The organism is Streptomyces sp. NPDC029122 (genome assembly GCF_055569445.1).
This window is the reverse complement of sequence record NZ_JBVHWK010000035.1, coordinates 64,755-85,119: the sequence shown is the minus strand read 5'-3', so window position 1 is coordinate 85,119 and position 20,365 is coordinate 64,755. Positions and strand designations below refer to the sequence as shown.

Genomic DNA, 20,365 nt, shown 5'->3' with positions numbered 1-20,365 from the left:
TCGACGCGGTGATGCGTCCCAAGGTGGACGCCGCGTGGAACCTGCACGAGCTGACCCGCGATCTCGACCTGACCGCCTTCGTCTTCTTCTCCTCCGCCGCGGGTGTCTTCGGCAACCCGGGCCAGGCCAACTACGCCGCCGCCAACGCCTTCATGGACGCCCTCGCCGCCCACCGCCGGCACCAGGGCCTGCCGGCCCGCTCCCTGGCCTGGGGCCTGTGGGAGACCAGCGGCCTCACCGGCCACCTCACGGACGGCGACCTCGGCTGGGCCTCCCGCGCCGGCGTCCTCCCGCTCAGCGCGGCCCAGGGCCTCGCCGCCCTCGACGCGGCCGCCGCCGACGGTGACGCCGACACCGATCCCGTCCTGGTCCCCGTACGCCTGGACGCGGCGACCCTGCGCACGCGCGCCGCCGCCGGGCTGCTGCCCCCACTGCTGCGCTCCCTGGTCCGCACCCCCGCCCGGCGCGCCGTCGAAACCGGCACCGGCGCCGAGGCCTCCTCCCTCGCCCGGCGGCTCGCCCCGCTCGGCGAGAGCGAGCGGGAACGTGAACTCCTCGGCCTCGTCAGCGGCCAGGTCGCCGCGGTGCTCGGCCACGCCGACCCGTCGGCGATCCGCCCCGAGGCGGCCTTCAAGGAGCTCGGCTTCGACTCCCTCACCGCCGTCGAACTGCGCAACCGGCTCAACGCCGCCACCGGCCTGAAACTGGCCGCCACGCTCATCTTCGACCACCCCACCCCGGCAGCCCTGGCCCGTCACCTCCTCTCCGGGATCCTCACCCCCGCCACCACCCCCGCCACCCCCGCCCCGGCCACCGCCGCTCCCGACGAGCCGATCGCGATCGTCGGGATGGCCTGCCGCTACCCCGGCGGGGTCTCCTCGCCCGAGGACCTGTGGCGGCTCGTCACCGAAGGCCGCGACGCCGTCGCCGGCTTCCCCACCGACCGCGGCTGGGACCTCGACGCCCTCTACGACCCCGAGGGACGCCGCCCCGGCACCTCGTACACCCGCAACGGCGGGTTCCTCCACGACGCCGCCGACTTCGACCCCGAGCTCTTCGGGATCTCGCCGCGCGAGGCCGTCACCATGGACCCGCAGCAGCGGCTCCTCCTCGAAGCCTCCTGGGAGGCCTTCGAACGCGCCGGACTCGACCCGGCGGAACGCAAGGGCACGCGCACCGGCGTCTTCGCCGGCGTCATGTACCACGACTACGCCAGCCACGTGGAGCGCGCCGCCGACAGCGCCGAGGGCTACCTGCTCACCGGCACCTCCGGCAGCGTCGTCTCCGGCCGCCTCTCGTACGCCTTCGGGCTGGAGGGCCCGGCCGTCACCGTCGACACCGCCTGCTCCTCCTCCCTCGTCGCCCTCCACCTGGCCGCCCAGGCCCTGCGGGCCGGCGAATGCACCATGGCGCTGGCCGGCGGCGTCACCGTCATGGCCACCCCCAGCGTCTTCGTCGAGTTCAGCAAGCAGCGCGGACTGTCCGCCGACGGCCGCTGCAAGTCCTTCTCCGCCGCCGCCGACGGCGCCGGCTGGTCCGAAGGCGCCGGCGTGCTCCTCCTGGAGAAGCTCTCCGACGCCCAGGCCAACGGTCACCGCGTCCTCGCGGTACTGCGCGGCTCGGCCGTCAACCAGGACGGCGCCAGCAACGGCCTCACCGCCCCCAACGGCCCCTCCCAGCAACGCGTCATCGAACAGGCCCTCGCCAACGCCCGGCTGACCACGCGCGACGTCGACGCCGTCGAGGCCCACGGCACGGGCACCACCCTCGGAGACCCCATCGAGGCGCAGGCCCTCCTCGCCACCTACGGCCAGGACCGGCCCGAGGACCGGCCGCTGTGGCTCGGCTCCGTCAAGTCCAACATCGGACACGCCCAGGCCGCCGCGGGCGTCGCGGGCGTCATCAAGATGGTCATGGCCCTGCGCGAAGGGATCCTGCCCAAGACCCTGCACGTCGACGAGCCGTCGGCCCACGTCGACTGGTCGGCGGGCGCGGTGGAACTCCTGACGGAGTCGGTGGAGTGGCCGCGGACCGGTCGCCTCCGGCGCGCGGGCGTCTCCTCCTTCGGAGCCAGCGGCACCAACGCCCACGTCGTCCTGGAACAGGCGCCCGCGACGGCGCCCGCCCCCGCCGCCCCCGACACGGACGGCGGACCGGTCACGTGGACCGTCTCCGGCCGCGGTCCCGAGGCCCTGCGCGTCCAGGCGGCGCGGCTCGCCGCGTACGCCCGGACGCACACCGGCCTGGACCCGCGCGCCGTCGCGTACTCCCTCGCCACCACCCGTTCCGCGCTCGAACACCGGGGCGCGGTGACCGCCACGGGCCTGGATGGCCTGCTGGCCGGACTCGACGCCCTGACCGAGACCACCAAGGCCCCGGTCCAGCCCGGGAAGCTGGCCTTCCTGTTCTCGGGGCAGGGTGCGCAGCGTGCGGGGATGGGTCGTGAGCTGTACGCGGCCCAGCCGGTGTTCGCGGCGGCTTTTGACGAGGTGTGCGCCCACTTCGGCTTCCCGTTGAAGGAGATCGTCTTCGGGGAGGGGGAGGCGGTTCACCGTACGGAGTTCACGCAGCCGGCGTTGTTCGCTCTCGAGGTGGCGTTGTACCGGCTGGTGGAGTCCTTCGGTGTGCGTCCGGATTTCGTGGCGGGTCACTCGATCGGTGAGATCGCGGCCGCGCACGTGGCGGGGGTGCTGTCCCTGGCGGACGCTGCCCGTCTGGTGGCGGCGCGCGGTGCGCTGATGGGTGCGCTGCCGGAGGGCGGGGCGATGGTGTCCGTCCGGGCCGGTGAGGACGAGGTGCGGCCGCTGCTGTCGGCCGAGGTGGACATCGCGGCGGTCAACGGCCCGTCTTCGGTGGTGGTTTCGGGTGCGGAGGACGCGGTTCTGGCCGTGGCCGCGCAGCTGTCCGGGCAGGGTCACAAGACCAAGCGCCTCACGGTCTCGCACGCCTTCCACTCGCCGCTGATGGAGCCGATGCTGGAGGCGTTCCGCGAGGTCGCCGAGACCCTGGAACACGCGCCCTCCTCCGTCCCGGTGGTCTCCAACGTCACCGGTGAGCAGATCATCGCGTTCACGGCCGACTACTGGGTGGAGCACGTCCGGGCAGCTGTCCGTTTCGGTGACGGTGTCGCCCACCTGGCCGCGCAGGGCGTGGGGCACTTCCTGGAGCTCGGCCCGCAGGGCGTCCTCGCCGCCATGGCGGGGGAGTCCCTCCCCGACACCTTCTCCGGGCTGCTGGCGCCCGTCCTGCGCAAGGACCGTCCCGAGCCCGAGGCCTTCCTGGGCGCCCTCGCCGAAGCCTGGACCCGCGGCCTCCCCGTCGACCGGGCGGCCCTGGCCGGCGGTACGGCGGCGGCCCCGGCCACCGTGGACCTTCCCACGTACGCCTTCCAGCGCAGCCGCTACTGGCCGCGCCCCGCCGCCTCCGCCTCCGCGGACGTGCTCGCTGCCGGACTCGGCGCCCCCGGGCACCCGCTGCTCGGCGCCAGCGTGACGCCGGCCGACGGAGGGCAGCTGCTGCTCACCGGGCGGCTCTCCTTGCACAGCCACCCCTGGCTCGCCGACCACGCGGTGGCCGGCACGGTCCTGCTGCCCGGCACCGCCTTCGTGGAACTCGCGCTCCGCGCGGGCGACGAGGCGGGCTGCGGCGAGCTGGAGGAACTCGCCATCGAGACGCCCCTTGTCATCCCCGACCGGGGTGGCGTCCTGCTCCAGGTGCTCGTCGGTGCCGTCGACGAGGACGGCACGCGGCCGGTGAGCGTCCACTCGCGTCCCGAGGACGCCGACGCGGTCTGGACCCGGCACGCCGCCGGACGGCTCGCCCCTGCCCCCGAAACGACCCCCGAACCCCTGTCCGACCTGGCCGTATGGCCTCCGGCGGATGCCGAGCCGGTCGACCTCGACGGGTTCTATGAGGGGCTCGCCGCGGCCGGTTACGGGTACGGGCAGGCCTTCCAGGGGTTGGCCCGGGCCTGGCGTCGGAGCGACGGTGACGTGGTGTTCGCCGAGGTGGGGCTGCCCGATGCGCAGCAGGATGAGGCGGGCTGGTTTGCACTGCATCCGGCCCTGCTCGACGCTGCGCTGCACGGGCTCGCTGTCGCCGGGCCGGCCACGGACGCGGGGCAGGTCCGCCTGCCCTTCGCCTGGAGCGGTGTGCGTCTGCACGCCGTGGGCGCGTCCAGGCTGAGGGTGCGGCTGACGCCGGCCGGCCCGGATTCCCTCTCGCTCGACATCGCGGACCCGGCCGGGAACCCGGTCGTCTCCGTCGCCTCGCTGGCGACCCGTACGGTCGCCGCCGAGCAGCTGACCGCCGCCGTGGCGGGTGCCGGCCACTCCGACGCCCTGTACCGGCTCGACTGGACCGCGGCTCCGCCGGCCGCCGCGGCCGCCGGCGGGCCGCGGGTGGCGGTCGGCGGTGCGGGTGCGGACCACGCGGACCTCGCTTCCCTGCGGGCCGCCCTCGACGAGGGTGCGCCGGTGCCCGCCGCGGTCCTCCTGCACGCCGGATCCCTGGCCGCGGTCCCGGCCGCAGGACTGGCCGGAGCCGTGTACGGGACCACCGCCGCGCTGCTCGACACGCTGCAGACCTGGCTGGCCGACGAGCGGCTCGGGGCCACCCGGCTGGTCGTCGTCACGCGCGGTGCGGTGGCCGTACTGCCCGGCGAGGACGTCACCGACCTGGCCCAGGCGCCGCTGTGGGGTCTGGTGCGGGCCGCGCAGGCCGAGAACCCCGGCCACTTCGTCCTCCTCGACACCGACACCGGCACTGATACCGGACTCGGCCTCCCCGACGCGGTGTTCACCGGGAACGAGCCGCAGGCCGCGCTCCGCGACGGCGCGCTGCTCGTACCGCGCCTGGTCCCGTCCGCCGGCACGTCCGCCGCGGGCGGCGTCCTGGTCCTGCCCGCCGGCTCCTCCTGGGTCCTCAACAGCACCAAGGCGGGGACGCTCGACAGCCTGGACTTCGTCCCGTCCCCGGCCGGCGGGATGGAGCTCGCCGAGGGCGAGATCCGTGTCGCGGTCCGCGCCGCGGGCCTGAACTTCCGCGACGTGATGATCGCGCTCGGCATGTACCCGGGTCTGGCCCGTATGGGCAACGAGGGCGCCGGCGTCGTCACCGAGGTGGGCCCCGGGGTCACCGGCATCGAGGTCGGGGACGAGGTCACCGGTCTCATCCGGGGCGCGTTCGGCCCCGTCGCGGTCGTCGACCACCGCCTGGTGGTCCGCATCCCCGACGGCTGGACCTTCGAGCAGGCCGCCGCGATCCCGACCGTGTTCCTCACCGCCTACTACGGGCTCGTCGACCTGGCGGGTCTGAAGGCGGGCGAGCGGGTCCTCGTCCACGCCACCGCCGGAGGCGTCGGCATGGCCGCCGTGCAGCTCATCCGCCACCTGGGCGCCGAGGTGTTCGGCACGGCCAGCGAGGGCAAGTGGGACGTGCTGCGCGAACTCGGACTGGACGAGGCGCACATCGCCTCCTCCCGTGACGCCCTCTTCGAGGAGCACTTCTCCGTCGCCACCGGCGGCGAGGGCATGGACGTGGTGCTGGACTGCCTGGCTGGGGAACTGGTGGACGCCTCGCTGCGGCTGCTGCCGCGCGGCGGCCGCTTCCTGGAGATGGGCAAGACGGACGTGCGCGACCCCGAAGAGGTCGCCCGGCTCCACCCCGGAGTGACGTACCAGGCCTTCGACATGGTCGAGGGCGCTGGTCCGGAGCGGATCGGCGAGATGCTCGCCGAGTTGGGCCGGCTGTTCGAGGCGGGCGTGCTGCGGCCGTTGCCCGTCCGTGCCTGGGACGTCCGGCGGGCGCCGGAGGCGTTCCGGTTCATGAGTCAGGCCAGGCACACGGGGAAGATCGTGCTGACGGTTCCGCAGGGCTGGGACCCGGACGGGACGGTCCTGATCACCGGCGGTACCGGCACCCTGGGCGCGCTCGTCGCCAAGCACCTCGTCACGAAGCACGGCGTACGGCACCTGCTGCTCGCCGGCCGGCGCGGCCCGGACGCCCCCGGCGCCTCCGAACTCGTGGCGGAGATAGCCGGGCTGGGCGGGACGGCCGAGGTGGTGGCCTGTGACGCCGCCGACCGCGACGCGCTGACCGCCCTCCTCGCCGCGATCCCCGCCGACCGGCCGCTGCGCGGGGTCGTCCACACCGCCGGAGTCGTGGACGACGGAGTCCTCGGCTCGCTCGACGCCGACCGGCTGGCCCGCGTACTGCGGCCCAAGGTCGACGCCGCCGTCAACCTGCACGAACTCACCCGCGACCTCGACCTGACCGCCTTCGTCCTCTACTCCTCCGTGGCCGGCGTCATGGGCGGCCCCGGACAGGGCAACTACGCCGCCGCCAACTCCTTCCTGGACGCGCTCGCCCAGCACCGGCGCGCCCACGGACGGCCGGGCGTCTCGCTCGCCTGGGGCCAGTGGGCCGAGTCCAGCGGCATGACCGCCGGACTCGACACCGCCGACCTCGCGCGGATGAGCCGCAGTGGTGTCCTGCCGCTCGCCACCGAACAGGGCCTGGCCCTGTTCGACGACGCTGCACGCCACGACGAAGCCCTGCTGGCCGCCGTACGCCTGGACACCACGGCGCTGCGCGGCCAGGCCGACGCGGGCCGGCTGCCCGGTGTGCTCAAGGGCCTCGTGCGGGCCTCCGTACGCCGGGCCGCGGGCGAGACGGCCGCCGCCCCGGGGGCCTCGGCCCTCGCCGAGCGGCTGTCCCGCCTCACCGGTGCCGAACGCGCCGAAGCCCTCCTCGACCTGGTCCGCACCCAGGTGGCCACCGTCCTCGCCCACCCCAACCCGGCGGCCATCGACACCGAACGCGGTTTCCTCGACCTCGGGTTCGACTCGCTGACGGCCGTGGAACTGCGCAACGGACTCGGCGCGGCCACCGGCCTCCGGCTCCCGACCACGCTGATCTTCGACCATCCGTCGCCCGCCGCCCTCGCCGGTTTCCTGCACACGGAACTGGACCCGGGCGAGGGCACCCGGGAGGCCGCGGTGCTCGACGCCATGGCCGGCTGGGAGGCGGCCGTGGCCGCGCTGCCGGAGGGCAGCGACGGCAGGGAACGGGCCGTGAACCGGCTGCGCTCGATCCTGTGGAAGCTCGAGCAGGCCGGCACCGACCACGACACCGACGAGGGAGCACAGACCTCCGACGGGACCGCGGAGATCACCTCGGCGAGCGACGACGAGATGTTCGCCCTCATCGAGAAGGAACTCGGTCTCAGCTGATCCCCGACCCGTCGTCCTGACCGTCCCACCGGAGGCACTGCCACGATGGCCAGCAGTAACGAAGACAAGCTCCGCGACTACCTGAAACTCGTCACCGCCGACCTCCAGCAGACCCGCAAGCGTCTGCAGGCCGCGGAGGCGAAGGAGCAGGAGCCGATCGCCATCGTCGCCATGGCCTGCCGCTACCCGGGGGACGTCGGTTCGCCCGAGGACCTGTGGCGGCTGGTGGCGGAAGGCGGCGACGGCATCGTCGCCTTCCCCACCGACCGCGGCTGGGACCTCGACGGCCTCTACGACCCCGACCCGGACGCCCATGGCAGCAGCTACGTCCGGGAGGGCGGGTTCGTCTCCGACGCGGCCGGGTTCGACGCGGGCTTCTTCGGGATCCCGCCACGCGAGGCCCTCGCCATGGACCCCCAGCAGCGGCTCTTCCTGGAGTCCTCCTGGGAGGTCTTCGAACGCGCCGGGATCGACCCCGCCACCCTCAAGGGCAGCCGTACCGGCGTCTTCGTCGGCGCCGGAAACCCCGGCTACCTGGGCGGCGGCACGGGAACCCCGCACCGCGAGGTCGAGGGCTACACCCTCACCGGCAACGTCAACAGCGTCATCTCCGGCCGCGTCGCCTACACCTTCGGGCTGGAAGGCCCGGCCATCACCGTCGACACGGCCTGCTCCTCCTCCCTCGTCGCCGTCCACCAGGCCGCCCAGGCCCTGCGCGCCGACGAGTGCTCCATGGCGCTGGCCGGGGGCGTCACCGTCATGCCCAACCCGTGGCTGTTCCAGGAGTTCAGCCGCCAGCGCGGACTGGCCGGCGACGGCCGTTGCAAGGCGTTCTCCTCCACCGCCGACGGCACCATCTGGGGCGAGGGCGTGGGCGTGCTCCTCCTGGAGAAGCTCTCCGACGCCCGCCGCAACGGCCACCGCGTCCTCGCCGTGGTCCGCGGCTCCGCCGTCAACCAGGACGGCGCGAGCAGCGGCCTGACCGCCCCCAACGGGCCCTCCCAGCAGCGCGTCATCCGCCAGGCGCTGGCCAACGCCCGGCTGACGGCACAGGACGTGGACGCGGTCGAGGCGCACGGTACGGGCACCGCCCTCGGCGACCCGATCGAGGCGCAGGCCCTGCTCGCCACCTACGGGCAGGACCGGCCGGAGGGCCGGCCGCTGCTGCTGGGCTCGGTCAAGTCGAACATCGGCCACACGGCCGCAGCGGCGGGCGTCGCGGGCATCATCAAGATGGTCATGGCGATGCGGGAGGGCGTGCTGCCGCGCACCCTCCACGTGGAGGAGCCCACCCCCCAGGTCGACTGGTCGGCGGGCGCCGTCGAACTCCTGACGGAAGCCGTGGACTGGCCCGGGACCGACCGTCCGCGCCGCGCGGGCGTCTCCTCGTTCGGCATCAGCGGCACCAACGCCCACGTGATCGTCGAGCAGGCGCCCGCCGGCGCGCCGGAGGAACAGCCCCACGCCCCGGCCCGTTCCGGGCCGCTGCCGTGGGTGGTCTCGGCGCACAGCGCGCAGGCGCTGCGCGGCCAGGCCGAGCGCCTCCTCGGCCTCGACACCTCCCTCCCGGCGGCGGACGTCGCGGCAGCGCTCGTGATGACCCGCTCCGCGCTGGACCACCGCGCGGTGGTCCTCGCCGAGGACACGGACGGCTTCCGCTCCGGCCTGCGCGCCCTCGTCGACGGCACTCCGGACGGGTCGCTGTCCGAGGGCACGGCACGCCCCGGGAAGCTGGCCTTCCTGTTCTCGGGGCAGGGTGCGCAGCGTGCGGGCATGGGGCGCGAGCTGTACGCGGCCCAGCCGGTGTTCGCGGCGGCCTTCGACGAGGTGTGCGCCCACTTCGGCTTCCCGCTGAAGGAGATCGTCTTCAGCGGCGGGGACGAGGTCCACCGCACCGAGTTCACGCAGCCGGCGTTGTTCGCCCTTGAGGTGGCGTTGTACCGGCTGGTGGAGTCCTTCGGTGTGCGTCCGGACTTCGTGGCGGGTCACTCGATCGGTGAGATCGCGGCCGCGCATGTGGCGGGGGTGCTGTCCCTGGCGGACGCTGCCCGTCTGGTGGCGGCGCGCGGGGCGCTGATGGGTGCGTTGCCGGAGGGCGGGGCGATGGTGTCCGTACGCGCCGGTGAGGACGAGGTGCGCCCGCTGCTGTCGGCCGAGGTGGACATCGCGGCGGTCAACGGCCCGTCTTCGGTGGTGATTTCGGGTGCGGAGGACGCGGTTCTGGCCGTGGCCGCGCAGCTGTCCGGGCAGGGTCACAAGACCAAGCGCCTCACCGTCTCGCACGCCTTCCACTCGCCGCTGATGGAGCCGATGCTCGAGGCGTTCCGCGAGGTCGCCGAGACCCTGGAACACGGAACCCCGTCCGTCCCGGTCGTCTCGAACGTGACCGGTGAGCAGATCACCGCGTTCACGGCCGACTACTGGGTGGAGCACGTCCGGGCCGCCGTCCGCTTCGGCGACGGTGTCCGCCACCTCGCCGGACGCGGTGTCAGCCACTTCCTGGAGCTCGGTCCCGCCGGGGTCCTCACCGCGATGGCCCGGGAGAACCTCCCCGAGGACTTCGACGGCCTGGCCACCACCTGCCTCGACAAGCAGCGCCCCGAGCCCGAGGCCTTCCTCGGCGCCCTCGCCGAAGCCTGGACCCGCGGCCTCCCCGTCGACTGGACGCCCCTCCTCGCCCCCCGCACCCCGGCGGACTCCGTCGAGCTGCCCACGTACGCCTTCCAGCACCGCCACTACTGGCTGACCCCCGAGGCCGGCACCCCCCGCGACGCGGCCGAGGAGCGGTTCTGGCAGGCCGTCGACGAGGAGGACGTCGACACCCTCATCGCCACCCTGGACATCGACGGCGACAAGCCGCTGCGCGAAGCCCTCCCCGACATGGCCTCCTGGCTGCGCCGCCGCCGCGCCCCCGAGACCCGCACCGCCCTCGCCGCCCTGCACTCCGCACCCGACGAGGAAGCCGGCAGGGCCGCCGGGTCGGCGCTGCGCGAGGAGCTCCGGGGCCTCCCGGAGGCCGAGCAGCTCCGCACCGTCCTGGACCTCGTACGCGCCCTCGCCGCCGCCGTGCTCGGCCACGACGGGCCGGCCGCCGTCGACCCGCAGCGGGCCTTCAAGGAGCTGGGCTTCGACTCGCTGGCCGCCGTCAACCTGCGCAACCGGCTGAACAACGCCACCGGGCTGCGGCTGCCCGCCGCCTTCGCCTACGACCACCCGACCCCCGCCGCCGTCGCCGCGTTCGTCCGGGCCGAAGTGCTCGGTGAGCGCACCGCCGCCGTCACCGGCCACATCGCGGGCGCGGCGGCGCAGGACGAGCCCGTCGCGATCGTCGCCATGGCCTGCCGCTACCCCGGCGGCGTCCGCTCGCCCGAGGACCTGTGGCAGCTCGTCGACACCGGCGCCGACGTCATCAGCCCCTTCCCCGCCGACCGCGGCTGGGACCTCGAGGCCCTCTACCACCCGGACCCCGACCACCCCGGCACCACCTACGTCCGCGAGGGCGGGTTCCTCCACGACGCCGCCGACTTCGACCCGGCCTTCTTCGGGATCTCCCCGCGCGAAGCCGTCGCCATGGACCCCCAGCAGCGGCTGCTCCTGGAGGCCTCCTGGGAGGCCTTCGAACGGGCCGGCATCGACCCGACGAGCGTGAAGTCCGCCCCCATCGGCGTCTTCGCGGGCGCCACCCAGCCCGGCTACTTCGGCGGGCTCCAGCAGATGGGCGGCGAAGGCGTCGAGGGCTACTCCCTCACCGGCAACCTGACCAGCGTCATCTCCGGCCGCGTCGCCTACACCTTCGGGCTGGAGGGCCCGGCCGTCACCGTCGACACCGCCTGCTCCTCCTCCCTCGTCGCCCTGCACCTCGCCGCCCAGTCCCTGCGGGCCGGCGAGTGCACCATGGCGCTGGCCGCCGGCGTCACCGTCATGCCGACCCCGGACCTGTTCGTCGAGTTCAGCCGCCAGCGCGGACTGGCCGGCGACGGCCGCTGCAAGGCGTTCTCCGCCGCCGCCGACGGCACCGCCTGGTCCGAGGGCGCCGGGGTCCTCCTCCTGGAGAAGCTCTCCGACGCCCGCCGCAACGGCCACCGCGTCCTCGCCGTGGTGCGCGGTACGGCGACCAACCAGGACGGCGCCAGCAACGGCCTCATGGCCCCCAACGGGCCCTCCCAGCAGCGCGTCATCCGCCAGGCCCTCGCCAACGCCCGCCTCGCCCCGCAGGACGTGGACGCCGTCGAGGCCCACGGCACCGGCACCGCCCTCGGCGACCCCATCGAGGCGCAGGCCCTGCTGGCCACCTACGGCCAGGACCGGCCCGGGGACCGGCCGCTGCTGCTCGGCTCGATCAAGTCGAACATCGGCCACACCTCGGCCGCCGCCGGTGTCGCCGGCGTCATGAAGATGGTCATGGCCATGCGCCACGGCGTACTGCCCAGGACCCTGCACGCCGACGAGCCGTCCCCGCACGTCGACTGGTCGGCGGGCGCGGTGGAACTCCTCACCGAGGCCGTCGAATGGCCGGAGACGGGCCGTCCGCGCCGGGCCGGCGTCTCCTCGTTCGGCGTCAGCGGCACCAACGCCCACGTGATCGTCGAGGAGGCCCCGCAGGAGCCCGCGCCGCAGGCCACGACCGAGCCCGGGCCCGAGCAGGAGCCGGCGCCCGCTGAGCTGCTGCCCTGGCTGGTCTCCGCCCGCACCCCTGACGCCCTGACCGAACAGGCGCGCCGCCTGCGCGACCTCACCGCGGCCCGCCCCGGGCTGGACCTGCCGAGCACCGCCTCCGCCCTGCTGTCCTGGCGCGCCCAGCTGGAGAGCCGCGCCGTGGTCCTCGCCGACAGCCGCGAGGGCTACCTGGAGGGCCTCGACGCCCTCGCGGCCGGCGCCTCGGCGCCCGGCACCTTCCGCGGCGAGGCCGTCGGGGGCGCCCGTACCGCCTTCCTGTTCTCCGGGCAGGGCGCGCAGCGGCCGGGCATGGGCCGCGAGCTGTACGACGCCCAGCCGGTGTTCGCCGACGCCTTCGACGAGGTCTGCGCCCACTTCGACCTCCCGCTGAAGGAGATCGTCTTCGGCGGCGGGGACGAGGTCCACCGCACCGAGTACACCCAGCCCGCGCTGTTCGCCGTCGAGGTCGCACTCTTCCGCGTACTGGAGTCCTACGGCGTCCGCCCCGACTTCGTGGCGGGTCACTCGATCGGTGAGATCGCGGCCGCGCATGTGGCGGGGGTGCTGTCCCTGGCGGACGCGGCCCGTCTGGTGGCGGCGCGCGGTGCGCTGATGGGTGCGCTGCCGGAGGGCGGGGCGATGGTGTCCGTCCGGGCCGGTGAGGACGAGGTGCGGCCGCTGCTGTCGGCCGATGTCGACATCGCGGCGGTCAACGGCCCCGAGTCCGTGGTGATCTCCGGCGCCGAGGACGCCGTACTCGACGTGGCCGCCAAGCTGGCGGAGCGGGGTCGCAAGACCAAGCGGCTGACGGTCTCGCACGCCTTCCACTCGCCGCTGATGGAGCCGATGCTGGAGGCGTTCCGGGAGGTCGCCGAGTCCCTGACCTACGCCGCGCCCGCCATTCCGGTCGTCTCCAACGTGACCGGCGGGCAGATCACCGCGTTCACGGCCGACTACTGGGTGGAGCACGTCCGGGCCGCCGTCCGCTTCGGTGACGGTGTCGCCCACCTGGCCGCGAAGGGGGTCACCCACTTCCTGGAGGTCGGCCCGCAGGGCGTCCTCGCCGCCATGGCGGGGGAGTCCCTCCCCGACACCTTCTCCGGACTGCTGGCGCCCGTCCTGCGCAAGGACCGTCCCGAGCCCGAGGCCTTCCTCGGCGCCCTCGCCGAAGCCTGGACCCGCGGCCTCCCCGTCGACTGGACCCCGCCGCTCGCCGACCGCCCCGCCTGCCGGGTCGACCTCCCCACGTACGCCTTCCAGCGCAGCCGCTACTGGCTCGACGCCGCCCCCGCCGGCGCCGGCGCGCCCACCGCGCGGGACGAGGCCGACACCGAGTTCTGGGCGGCCGTCGAACGCGAGGACCTCCAGGCCCTCACCGGGACCCTGCGCCTCCCCGACGAGGAGCAGCTGCGCGGCGTCCTGCCCGCCCTGTCCACGTGGCGGCGCGCCCGCCGCCGGCAGCACACCATCGACTCCTGGCGCTACCGCATCACCTGGAAGCCCGCCCCCGACCCGGCCGCCGCCGCCCGCCCGGACGGACACTGGCTGCTCGTCGTACCCGAAGGCGCGGACCCCGCCGGGCCGCTCGCCGGCCGGGCCGCCGCCGCGCTCACCGCCGCCGGAGCCACCACCACCGTCCTGCGCCTCGACGCGACCGCCGCCGACCGCACCGACTGGGCCGCCCGGCTGCGCGCCGGCACCGGCCCGGAGCTCACGGGCGTGCTCTCCCTGCTCCCGCTCGACACCCGCCCGCACAGCGCCCAGCCCGGGGTCAGCGCCGCGCTCGCCGCGACCGCCGCCCTGGCGCAGGCCCTCGGAGACGCCGGCATCGGCGCCCCCCTGTGGAACCTGACCAGCGGCGCCGTCTCCACCGGACCCTCGGACCCGACGGCCGACCCCACCGGCGCCCAGGCCCAGGTGTGGGCCCTCGGCCGGGTCGCCGCCCTCGAATACCCCGACCGCTGGGGCGGCCTCGTCGACGTGCCCCACGACCTCGACGAGCGGGCCGCCGCCCGCCTCGCCGCCGTCCTGGCCGCACCCGGCGGCGAGGACCAGCTCGCCGTCCGCGGCGCCGGCGTCCAGGTACGCCGGCTGCGCCGCGCACCCGCCCCCGCCGGCCGCCCGGCCGCCGCACCCTGGCGGCCCACCGGAACCGTCCTCGTCACCGGCGGCACCGGCGCCCTCGGCAGCCGGCTCGCCGGCTGGCTCGCCGAAGGCGGCGCCGAACACCTGCTGCTGACCAGCAGGCGCGGCGCGGACGCCCCCGGCGCCACCGAACTCGCGGCCGCCCTGCGCGCGTCGGGCACCGAGGTCACCCTCGCCGCCTGCGACGTCGCCGACCGCGACCAGCTCGCCGCCCTGCTGGCCTCCGTACCGGCCGACCGGCCGCTGACCGCCGTCGTCCACGCCGCGGGCGTCTCCGACAACGGGTTCATGGACGAGGTCACCGCCGGACACCTGGCCCACGTCCTGCGCCCCAAGGCCGTCGCCGCCGACCTGCTCGACGAACTCACCCGCGGCCTCGACCTGTCCGCGTTCGTCGTCTTCGCGTCCAGCGCCGGCATGTGGGGCAGCGGCGGCCAGGCCGCCTACGCGGCCGCCAACGCCCACCTCGACGCCCTCGCCGAACGCCGCCGCGCCCACGGGCTGCCCGGCACCGCCGTCGCCTGGGGCCCCTGGGCCGAAGCCGGCATGGCGGCCTCCGAGGACATCGACGAGCACCTGCGCCGCCGCGGAGTCATCGGCATCGCGCCGGACACCGCCATCGCCGCCCTCCAGCAGGCCCTCGACCTCGACGAGACCTGCGTCGGCGTCGCCGACGTCGACTGGGCGCTGTTCGCCCCCACCTACACGGCCATGCGCCACAGTGCGCTCATCAGCGAACTGCCCGACGTGCAGGAGGCGTTGGCCGACGACGGCCCGGAGGCCGGACAGGAGGCCGCCGCCTCGGCCGCCGCCCTCCGGCAGCGGCTCGCCGCCGCCGCGCCCGCAGAACAGCAGCACCTCCTCGTCGAGCTGGTCCGCGGACACGCCGCCGCGGTCCTCGGCCACCGCACCGCCGACGGGGTGCAGGAGGCGCGGCCCTTCAAGGACCTGGGCTTCGACTCGCTCAGCGCCGTCGAACTGCGCAACCGCCTCGCGGGCGACACGGGCCTGAAGCTGTCCGCCACCCTCCTCTTCGACCACCCCACCCCCGCGGCGCTCGCCCAGCACCTGCGCGAGCACCTGCGGGGCGGCGACATCGAGACGGACCGGTCCGTCCTCGCCGACCTCGACCGCATCGACGCGGCCCTCACCCGGCTCACCCCGGACGACGGGGCGCGCCACCGCATCGCCGGCCGGCTCCAGGTGCTGCTCACCAAGTGGGGCGGCACGGACCCGGAGAAGACCGAGGAAGCCGACGCCCACGACGAACTGGCGTCCGCCTCGGCCGAAGAGATCTTCGCGTTCATCCACGAAGAGCTCGGCAAGTCGTAGCCCGTGCCGGAACGTCATCCAAGGAGCTCCCGCCAGATGGACAACGAACAGAAGCTGCTCGATCACCTCAGGTGGGTGACCGCCGAGCTGAAGCAGACCCGGCAGCGGCTGCGCGAGGTCGAGGCGGACGAGCCCGAGCCCATCGCCGTCGTCGGCATGGCCTGCCGCTACCCGGGCGGCGTGCGCTCGCCCGAGGACCTGTGGCGCCTCGTCCGCGACGGCCGCGACGCCGTCTCCGGCTTCCCCGTCAACCGCGGCTGGGACCTCGAATCCCTCTACGACCCGGACCCCGACCACCTCGGCACCACGTACGTCCGCGAGGGCGGCTTCGTCCACGACGCGGGCGACTTCGACGCCGACTTCTTCGGGATCTCCCCGCGCGAGGCCCTCGCCATGGACCCCCAGCAGCGGCTGCTGCTGGAGACCGCCTGGGAGGCCTTCGAGCGGGCGTCCGTCGACCCGACGGCGGTCGCCGGCAGCCGGACCGGCGTCTACGTCGGCACCACGTACACCGGCTACGGCAGCGACCGGGAGGGGGCCGCCGAGAACGTCGAGGGCCACCTGATGACCGGCATCGCCACCGCCGTGTCCTCCGGGCGCCTCTCGTACGCCTTCGGGCTGGAGGGCCCGGCGGTGTCCGTCGACACCATGTGCTCCTCCTCCCTCGTCGCCATCCACCTGGCCGTGCAGTCCCTGCGCCAGGGCGAGTGCGCGCTCGCCCTCGCGGGCGGCGCGCAGATCATGTCGACGCCCGAGGTGTACGTCGAGTTCAGCCGCCAGCGCGGACTCTCCCCCGACGGCCGCTGCAAGCCGTTCGCGGCCGCCGCCGACGGCACCGGCTGGTCGGAGGGCGTCGGCGTCCTGCTCCTGGAGAAGCTGTCGGACGCCCGCCGCAACGGCCACCGCGTCCTGGCCGTCGTCCGCGGCTCCGCCGTCAACCAGGACGGCGCCTCCAACGGCCTGACCGCCCCCAACGGCCCCTCCCAGCAGCGGGTCATCGAGGAGGCCCTCGCCAACGCCCGGCTCTCGCCCCACGAGGTCGACCTGGTCGAGGCGCACGGCACCGGCACCACCCTCGGCGACCCCATCGAGGCCCAGGCCCTCCTCGCCACCTACGGCCGCAGCCGTCCCGAAGGCCGCCCCCTGCACCTGGGCTCCATCAAGTCCAACATCGGCCACTCGGCGGCCGCGGCCGGCGTCGCCGGCGTGATCAAGGCCGTGATGTCCGTACGCGACGGGGTGCTGCCCCGCAGCCTGCACATCGACGGCCCCACGCCCGAGGTCGACTGGTCCTCCGGCGCGGTCGAGCTCCTCACCGACGAGCGGCCCTGGCCCGCCACCGAGGGCCCCCGCACCGCCGCCGTCTCCTCCTTCGGTGCCAGCGGCACCAACGCCCACGTGATCGTCCAGGCCGCGGGCCAGGACACGGACGCCGAATCCGCCCCGCGGGCACCCGCGACGGCCCGGCCGCTCCTCCCCGCCGCCACCCTGCCCTGGGTGCTCTCCGGCCGTACCGCCGAGGGCCTGCGCGGCCAGGCGGCCCGGCTGCGCGCCTTCGCCGACGAAGCCGGCACCGGGGTGTCCGAGGCGGCCATCGGCCTCGCCCTGGCCACGACCCGGGCCGGGCTGGAGCGGCGCGGCGTCGTCCCGGCGGGCTCGCGGGCCGGCTTGGACGCGCTGGCCGCCGGGCTGCCGGCAGCGGGCGTCGTGGACGGGGCCGTGGTGACGGGCGCGGAGCGTCCGGTGTTCGTGTTTCCCGGCCAGGGTTCGCAGTGGGCGGGGATGGCGGTGGAGCTGTACGACTCCTCGCCGGTGTTCGCGGCGCGTCTGGACGCGTGCGCGGAGGCGCTGGCCGCCTATACGGACTGGTCGTTGTTGGAGGTGCTCCGGCAGAAGGACGGTGCTCCTGGTTTCGACCGGGTCGATGTGGTGCAGCCCGCGCTGTGGGCGGTGATGGTGTCGCTGGCGGAGCTGTGGCGTGCGGCTGGTGTCGTCCCGGCGGCGGTGGTCGGTCATTCGCAGGGTGAGATCGCGGCGGCCGCGGTGTCGGGTGCGCTGTCGCTCCGGGACGCGGCGAAGGTGTCGGCGTTGCGGGCGAAGGCGTTGCTCGCGTTGGCGGGCAAGGGCGGGATGGTGTCCGTCGCCGACACCGCCGAAGCGGTGGCGGAACGTATCTCCGCCTGGGGTGAGCGGCTCGCGCTCGCTTCGGTGAACGGGCCGCGCTCCACGGTGGTTTCGGGTGATCCGGAGGCTCTGGACGGGCTGGTGGCGGCTTGCGAGGCCGATGGTGTCCGGGCGCGTCGGATCAATGTGGACTATGCCTCGCACGGTCCGCAGGTGGAGTCGATCCGTGACGAGGTGATCGGTCTGCTGGCCGGGATCGAGCCGCGGACGGCCGAGGTCCCGTTCTTCTCCACCGTGACGGGGGAGTGGGCCGACGGGTCGGAGCTGGACGCCGAGTACTGGTACACCAACCTGCGCCGCACCGTTCGCTTCCAGGACGCCATCACCGGCCTCCTGGAGCGCGGGCACGGGCTGTTCGTCGAATCCAGTGCGCACCCGGTGCTGACCATCGGTGTCCAGGAGACCATCGAGGCGGCCGGTTCCCCGGCCGTCACCCAGGGCACCCTGCGCCGTGACGAAGGCGGCCCGCAGCGCTTCCTCGCCTCCCTCGCCGAGGCCTGGACCCACGGCGCCCCCGTCGACTGGCAGAGCCTCTGCGACACCCCGGACGCGCCCGCCGACCTCCCCACGTACGCCTTCCAGCGCCGCACCTACTGGCTCGAGGCCGCCCCGGCAGCCGACCGCGCGCCCGTCGTGGACGAGGCCGAAGCCGGCTTCTGGAGCTCCGTGGAGAGCGCGGACGTCACCGCCCTCGCCGACACCCTCGCGCTCCAGGACACCGGGCCGCTCCAGGAACTGCTGCCCGCCCTGTCCGCCTGGCGCCGTGACCGCCGGGAGGCGAGCGCGCTCGACGCCCGCCGCTACCGCATCACCTGGAAGCACCTGCCCGACGCGGCACCGGCCCGGCTCCACGGCGACTGGCTGCTGCTGGCCCCCGAAGGCACCCCCGAAGGCACCGCCGACGACACCGCCGCCGGGCCCTTCGAGGAACTGCTCACCGCCCACGGCGCCCGCGCCCGCGTCCTCGCCCTCGACCCCGCCCGGGCCGACCGGGACACGTGGGCCGGGGCCCTGCGCGCCGCGCAGGAAGGCCACGAGCCGTTCGCCGGGGTCCTCTCCCTGCTCTCCACCGACGAGGCCGCCGGTCTCCTCGGCACCCTCGTCGCCACCCAGGCGCTCGAGGACGCGGGCATCGAGGCCCCCCTGTGGGCCCTCACCCGCGGGGCCGTCGCCGCCGGTCCCGAGAAGGCTCCGCGCAGCGCCGTACAGGCACAGGTCTGGGGCCTCGGCCTCGTGGCCGCACTGGAACGGCCGCGCGGCTGGGGCGGCCTCGTGGACCTCCCCGCCGACCTAGACGAGGCCGCCGCGGCACGCCTCGCCGGGGCCCTCGCGGGCCGGGACGGCGAGGACCAGATCGCGATCCGCACCGCCGGCACCTACGTGCGCCGGCTCGTCCGGGCCGCCCTGCCCGACGGCGCACCCGCCCGCGAGTGGCAGCCGTCCGGCACGACCCTGCTCACCGGCGCCGCCGGCCCGCTGGGAGCCGAGACGGCCCGCCGCCTCGCCGCCGCGGGCGCCGGCCACCTCCTGCTCACCGCGGCCCCCGCGGAGTTCACCCCCGCGCTCGAAGCCCTCGCCGGCGAACTCGCCGCCGACGGCACCGAGGTGACCCTGGAGGAGTGGGACGGCGCGGACCCGGCGGCGCTCGCCGCGGTGACCGCTCGCGCGGAGCGGGCCGGACGGCCGGTCCGCACCGTCGTCCACGCCGCCGCACACGTCGAACTCACCCCCCTCGCCGCCACCACCGGCCGGCACCTGGAGGAGGCGCTCGCCGCCAAGGTCACCTCCGCCCGGGCCCTCGACGAGGTGTTCGGCACGGACGGCCCCGCCCTGGACGCGTTCGTCCTGTTCTCCTCCGTCACCTCCTACTGGGGCGGCGGCGAGCACGCCGCGTTCGCCGCGGCCAACGCCCACCTGGACGCCCTCGCCCAGCAGCGCCGCGCCCGGAACCTGCCGGCCACCGCCGTCGGCTGGGGCGTATGGGACCTGTTCGACGCCGAAGCCCACCCCGACGAGGCGCGCGAACTCCACGAGCGCTCCGCCCGGCGCGGCCTGCCCCTCCTGGACCCCGCGGCGGCCCTCCGGGCCCTGCGGCGGATCCTCGACCACGACGAGACGGCCGTGGCCGTCGCCGACGTCGACTGGGACCGCTTCCTGCCCCTGTTCACCTCGGCCCGTACGGGACGCCTCACCGAGGACGTCCCGCAGGCCCGCCGCATCCTCGCGCGGGCCGGCCACGGCGGCGACGAGGACACCGGGAACACGGGAGCCGCCGACGCGCTGCGCCACAAGCTCGCCGAACTGTCCGGCGAGGAACAGGAACGCGTCCTCACGGACCTGGTGTGCGGCCACGCCGCCGCCGTCCTCGGCCACGCCTCGGCCGGCGCGGTCGACGCCGCCCGGGCCTTCAAGGACCTCGGCTTCGACTCGCTGACGGCCGTCGGCCTGCGCAACGGGCTGAACACCGCCACCGGGCTCGCCCTGCCCGCCACGATGGTCTTCGACTACCCCACCCCCGGCGCGCTCGCCGGCTACCTGCGCGGCCTGCTCCTGGACGGCGGTGCCCGGCGCGGAGAGGCGACTGCGGACTCCGTGCACAGCGACCTGGACCGCCTCGAGTCCGACCTGCTGTCACTGGCACCCGGCCAGGGCGAACGCAAGAACCTCACCCGCCGCCTGGAGGCACTGCTCTCCCGCTGGAAGGACGCGCAGGCCGCCGCGGACGCCGAATCCGTCAGCGGAAAGCTCGACGCCGCGTCCGACGAAGAGATATTCGCATTCATCCGCAAGGAATTCGGCCGCCCGGAGTAAGGGCG

The 20,365-nt window shown here is 75.1% G+C and carries 3 protein-coding genes; all 3 read left to right on the top strand.

Annotation, left to right across the window (positions count from 1 at the left end; translation table 11 throughout):
* The coding region (locus ACZ4WZ_RS30120) for an SDR family NAD(P)-dependent oxidoreductase (RefSeq protein ID WP_467895475.1) at positions 1-7,232 on the top strand (7,232 nt) is incomplete at its 5' end.
* 45 nt (positions 7,233-7,277) lie between these two features.
* Positions 7,278-15,365 (top strand): type I polyketide synthase, encoded by an 8,088-nt coding sequence (locus ACZ4WZ_RS30115; protein WP_467895472.1) that lies wholly within the window; start codon positions 7,278-7,280, stop codon positions 15,363-15,365.
* A gap of 3 nt (positions 15,366-15,368) precedes the next feature.
* Positions 15,369-20,360: a type I polyketide synthase gene (locus ACZ4WZ_RS30110; protein WP_467895469.1), complete on the top strand. Its 4,992-nt coding sequence runs from the start codon at positions 15,369-15,371 to the stop codon at positions 20,358-20,360.
* Positions 20,361-20,365 lie beyond the last annotated feature (5 nt).

Bases quoted from the DNA above. Each gene is read 5' to 3' on its own strand.
- ACZ4WZ_RS30115 (WP_467895472.1), top strand. From the start codon at position 7,278: ATGGCCAGCAGTAACGAAGACAAGCTCCGCGACTACCTGAAACTCGTC.